The sequence below is a fragment of the Mesorhizobium sp. M7A.F.Ca.MR.176.00.0.0 genome, from assembly GCF_004023165.1.
Classification (GTDB): domain Bacteria; phylum Pseudomonadota; class Alphaproteobacteria; order Rhizobiales; family Rhizobiaceae; genus Mesorhizobium.
Genome location: NZ_RZTC01000068.1, coordinates 28,203 through 32,611, shown reverse-complemented (window position 1 = coordinate 32,611; position 4,409 = coordinate 28,203). Strand labels below are relative to the sequence as shown.

Here is a 4,409-nt window from a genome sequence, read left to right as displayed (position 1 = left end):
CCACCCGACTCAGCCTGACGAATTCCCTGACGGGATTTATCCGAGCGGGCTGGGCAAGGGCGCAAGCTTGGCGCGGCTTCTCGGTCAGAAGGCAGAGGATTTGGCGCTGCTGACCTAATCGTTTTGCGGGCGCAGGCCGAAGGTTGCGGGCTTTAGGCCGTAGCGCATGTCGAAATCGTCGTCCGATGGCGCGCGTGCGGCGGGTGGCTTGCGGTAGTCGGGGTCGCCGGCCTGGCGGCCCGAATCGACGACCTCGGCGAAGGCCATCGCCTGCTGCGTTGATTTAGGCACATTGCGCAGTCGTTCCACGATCGCCACCAGATCGACATCGTCGCCTGGCTTCGACGTGGCCTCTTCGCGTTTTGCGGTGCCGGGGAGCAGGTCACTCGGCAGTTTTTCGAACTTCAGCCGCATGGTCGTCGCCACGCCTTCGCCGAAGGCGATGGCTTCGCGCTGGCCCATGGAGGACAGGAAGGCAAGCGTCGAGGCGGAAGAGTCGGCAATCGCGGAGCGGATGATCGCCTGGTCCTGCTCATTGGCAAGCCGCATGGCGAAGAAGGTCGAGCATTGCGAAAGGATGGTCGGGTCGAGCTCGCCCGGGCGCTGGGTGACGACGCCGAGATAGCAGCCATATTTGCGGCCTTCCTTGGCAATGCGCGACAGCGCGTGCCTTGTCGGCGCGAAGCCGAGGCGCGGATCGGCCGGCATATAGCGGTGCGCTTCTTCGCATAAAAACAGGAGCTGCAGCTTGCCCTCGCTCCACAGAGCGAGGTCGAAGGCCAGGCGCGCCAGCACCGAGCAGACCGAATTGACCACTTCCGACGGCATGCCGGCCATCTCGAAGCAGGTTACCGGGCGGCCATGATGCGGCACGCGGAAGATGTTGCCGATCGTCTCGTGGATGGTGTCCTCGATCAGGCGCGAGTTGAACATGAAGCGGTAGCGTGGATCGGCGGCCGCCGATTCGATGCGCGTCTTCAGCGATTTGAGTGTCGGGCGATCGGTCTTGCTTTCGAGCATGCCCATGCGCTCATCGATCTGCTTGAGCAGGTCGGCGATGCGGTAAGGCACCGGCGTATCGGCGGTCAACGCATCGCTGCCGCGCCTGATATAGGAGCCCGAATTCGGGTTGCGGTAGAGATTCTTGGCGGCCGGGATAAGGTCGCGCAAGGCGTCGATTTCTTCCGGCTCGGTCTCGCGGCCCCGGAACAGCACCTCGGCGAATTCCTCGAGCTTGAACATCCAGAACGGCAGATCCAAGGTTTTGGAATCGACCCTGACGCAGTATTCGGGCAGCGATGCAGCGAACTCGTTGTGCGGATCGAGGATCAAGATGCGCAGATCCGGCCGTGCCGCTATCGACTTGCGCAGCAGCAGCGAGACGGCGGTGGATTTGCCGACGCCGGTCGTGCCGACAATGGCGAAGTGACGCGCCAGCGTATCGTCGATGGCGATGTTGGCGGCGATCGTCTCGTCCTGCGCGAGCGTGCCGATCGTGATCGAATGACGCCCGGCGAGGTCATAGACCGCCTGCAGGTCGCGGGTGCGGATCCGATGCGCAACGGCGCCGATATGCGGATAGGTGGTGATGCCCCGATCGAAGACCGGTTTGGCGCCGGGCTCTGCTCCGTCACGGACTTCGCCGATCAGCTCGATGCTGACCTCGATGGCGTTCTGGCCCTCATTGCTCCAGGCCCGGTCCGACTTGCCGATTGCGTAGACCAGGCCGACGGTTCGCGTCGATCCGAGATTGATGGAAATCATCTTGCCGACCGTCCACAGGCCGGTCACCGCGCCGTCGGCGTCATTCGCATAGGCGCTGATGGTGGCGCGTGCGCCATCGCATTGCACGACATTGCCGAGGATGCGCTTGTCGTTCTGCTCTGCGTCGCGGCGCTCCTGCGATGTCGGTTCTCCAACGGAGGCTTCGCGTTCGACATACATGGACAGGCCAATCCCCATTTCCCTGGAGCATCGATCCTACCCGAATGGGGTTAAAGCCCGATGAGGTCGGATGGTGTAGAGAGCGTTAAGGGGCTCGTGAAAATTGTCGCAAGGCGGCTCTTCTCCGGCGTCTATTTTTCGCTATAATAGACATATGGATGATATAGCGAACGACATTTCCTCGACGATCGGCCGCAGGATACACGCCGAAAGAATCGTGCGCGACTGGTCCCTGGCCGAACTCGCGGAGCGTTCCGGCGTCTCGAAGGCGATGCTCAGCACGATCGAGCGTGGCAAGACCAGCCCGACGGCGGCGCTTCTGGTGCGCATCGCGTCGGCCTTCGGCATGACGCTGTCGACCTTGATCGCACGCGCGGAGCTGCAGGGCGGCGGGATATTGCGCGAGGCCGACCAGCCGGTGTGGCGCGATCCCGACACCGGCTATGTCAGGCGGCATCTTTCGCCGGCTGGCGATATGCCGCTGGAACTGATCAAGGTGCATCTGCCGGCGGGCGCCAAGGTCAGTTTTCCGGCCGCTTCATACGCCTTCATCAAGCAGCAGATATGGCTGATTTCCGGGCGGCTCGAATTCGTCGAAGGTGAGACAGTGCACAGGCTTGTATCAGGCGACTGCCTGGCGCTCGGGGCGCCGTCGGACTGCACCTTCCATGCCCTGGAGCCTGGCGCCGACTATCTCGTCGCGCTGGTCAGGGGCTGACACAATGGCAAGAAGACCAAAGCGCTCCCACAATGGGGGGCCGCCTCTCGATGAGTACAAGGGTCCGCCATGGGGCAAGGGCGATCCCTACATCTTCCTTGCCTGGCAGGCCGCCCATGCCAAGGCGTGGAAGGCGCCCAGCCACGAGGTGATGCTGCTGCGCATGGACAGAGCCGAGCGGCTTGGCCTGACCTATGAGGAGTACACGCTCGAGATCCTCGAGCGCGGGCGGCATCTCGGGCACGAAGACGCCGACCGCATCAGCGCCATCAAGGCGGCGCGAAAGCGACGCCGCGCGCACCGTCTGGACTGACAGCAATGCGCCCGCTTCTATTGCAATCACAGGATATCCTGCACATGAACTCGATCGAGATCGCACCCCTGAACCCGACTGCCGAGACGCAGGACATGTTGGCCGAATTGCTGGTCGCAACGGTGGCGACCGGCGGTTCGGTCAGCTTCATGCATCCGTTGGCGCCGCAGGCGGCAAGGACGTTCTGGGAGAAATCGCTGGCCGCGGCGGCAAGGGGCGAAAGAGCGGTGCTTGGCGCCTGGGACGGCAAAAACCTGGTCGGCACAGTGACCTTGCTGCTCGATTGTCCGCCCAACCAGCCGCACCGGGCCGAGATCGCCAAGCTGATGACATCAGTCGATTGCCGGGGCAGGGGTGTGGGAACGCGCCTGATGCGAGCCGCCGAGAGCCTCGCCGTTGAGAAGGGCCGCACGCTGCTGGTTCTGGACACGGCGACCGAGGAGGGCGCCTCAGGCCTCTATGAGCGGTTGGGCTTCACGCTGGCCGGAGAGATACCGGACTATGCCCTGAAGCCGCATGGCGGGCTGACCGGCACGTTGATCTACTGGAAGCGGATCGGGCCAATCTCATAACCAGTCATGCCGGCGCGGAGAGGCGCAGGAGCAGCCATTGGCGGAAATCCTGTTCGGCTCCGGTCAGGCGTGCTGTCGACGCCTTGGTCAGGAAATGCCCCGATGTGCTGGAAAGTTCATAGTCGGAAAGCCTGACCAGCGTCTTGCTGTCGAGCGCCGCATCGACCAGCGGCCGCGAGCCCAAGAGCACGCCGGCGCCGGCGCTCGCCGCCTCCATGGCGGTGACGAAACTATCGAAGCGGTGTGATCGTCTGGGATGGCCAGCCAGTCCAGCGGCGGCGAACCATTCCGCCCACATCTCGCGCGCGCCGGCGACCAGAAGCAGCGGCAGGGAAGGCCAGTCGTCGTCGCCGGCGAGCGCAGGTGCGGCCACCGGCACGAGCCGCTCGGCGGTCAGCCTGTCGGCTTCGCGTCCGGGGAAGGATCCGCTGCCGAAGCGGATGTCGAGCACCGAGCCCGGCAGATCGTAGTCGGCAGGGCGATGGATCGTCACCAGATCGAGTTGGATGCGCGGCAGTGCCTTGGCGAGATCTGGCAGCGCCGGAACCAGCATGAGCAAGGCAAAGGAGATCGGCGCCCGGATGGTCACGGTCTGGACGGCACGCGGCTCGAACAGTTCCGCGGTGCTGTTGCCGATGGTGGCGAAGGCCGACTGGATGTGAGGCAGGTAGGCTGCCCCCTCCGGCGACAGTGCAACGCCCCGCGCCAGCCGCGAAAACAAACGTGTCTTGAGCCGCTCCTCGAGAAACCGGATGTGCTGGCTGACGGCTGCCTGGGTGAGACCGAGCTCGGCTGCCGCCGCGGTGAAATTCGACAGCCGCGCCGCCGCCTCGAAACTGCGCAGCCAGTCCAGAGGCGGCAC

Annotated in this window: 5 protein-coding genes; 3 read left to right on the top strand and 2 right to left on the bottom strand. The window is 64.3% G+C overall.

Annotation, left to right across the window (positions count from 1 at the left end; all coding sequences use genetic code 11):
* Nucleotides 1-114: 114 nt before the first annotated feature.
* Complete coding sequence (locus tag EOB59_RS21730) at nt 115-1,944, bottom strand: ATP-binding protein (RefSeq protein WP_127328926.1); 1,830 nt, start codon at nt 1,942-1,944, stop codon at nt 115-117.
* A 154-nt stretch (nt 1,945-2,098) separates the two neighbouring features.
* Between EOB59_RS21730 and EOB59_RS21725 the strand changes: the two genes are divergently transcribed.
* Genes EOB59_RS21725 through EOB59_RS21715 form a run of 3 tightly spaced genes read left to right on the top strand, consistent with a single transcriptional unit; the run spans nt 2,099 to nt 3,547 of the window.
* A complete protein-coding gene (locus tag EOB59_RS21725; protein ID WP_127395416.1) occupies nt 2,099-2,662 on the top strand; it encodes an XRE family transcriptional regulator in 564 nt (187 codons plus the stop codon).
* 4 nt (nt 2,663-2,666) lie between these two features.
* Nucleotides 2,667-2,975: a hypothetical protein gene (locus EOB59_RS21720; RefSeq protein WP_127268618.1), complete on the top strand. Its 309-nt coding sequence runs from the start codon at nt 2,667-2,669 to the stop codon at nt 2,973-2,975.
* A 44-nt stretch (nt 2,976-3,019) separates the two neighbouring features.
* Nucleotides 3,020-3,547 carry an N-acetyltransferase gene (locus EOB59_RS21715; protein WP_127810040.1) on the top strand — a complete coding sequence of 176 codons (528 nt, stop codon included), beginning with the start codon at nt 3,020-3,022 and terminating at the stop codon, nt 3,545-3,547.
* A gap of 4 nt (nt 3,548-3,551) precedes the next feature.
* Here the strand turns inward: EOB59_RS21715 and EOB59_RS21710 are convergent, their stop codons facing one another.
* The gene (locus EOB59_RS21710) at nt 3,552-4,409 is read right to left on the bottom strand and encodes a LysR family transcriptional regulator (RefSeq protein ID WP_128289204.1); all 858 of its coding nucleotides are present in this window, start codon (nt 4,407-4,409) and stop codon (nt 3,552-3,554) included.

What these genes read in the sequence shown, in the direction of transcription:
- EOB59_RS21725 (WP_127395416.1), top strand. Translation starts at nt 2,099, where the DNA reads ATGGATGATATAGCGAACGACATTTCCTCGACGATCGGCCGCAGGATA.
- EOB59_RS21720 (WP_127268618.1), top strand. Translation starts at nt 2,667, where the DNA reads ATGGCAAGAAGACCAAAGCGCTCCCACAATGGGGGGCCGCCTCTCGAT.
- EOB59_RS21715 (WP_127810040.1), top strand. Translation starts at nt 3,020, where the DNA reads ATGAACTCGATCGAGATCGCACCCCTGAACCCGACTGCCGAGACGCAG.
- EOB59_RS21730 (WP_127328926.1), bottom strand. Translation starts at nt 1,944, where the DNA reads ATGTATGTCGAACGCGAAGCCTCCGTTGGAGAACCGACATCGCAGGAG.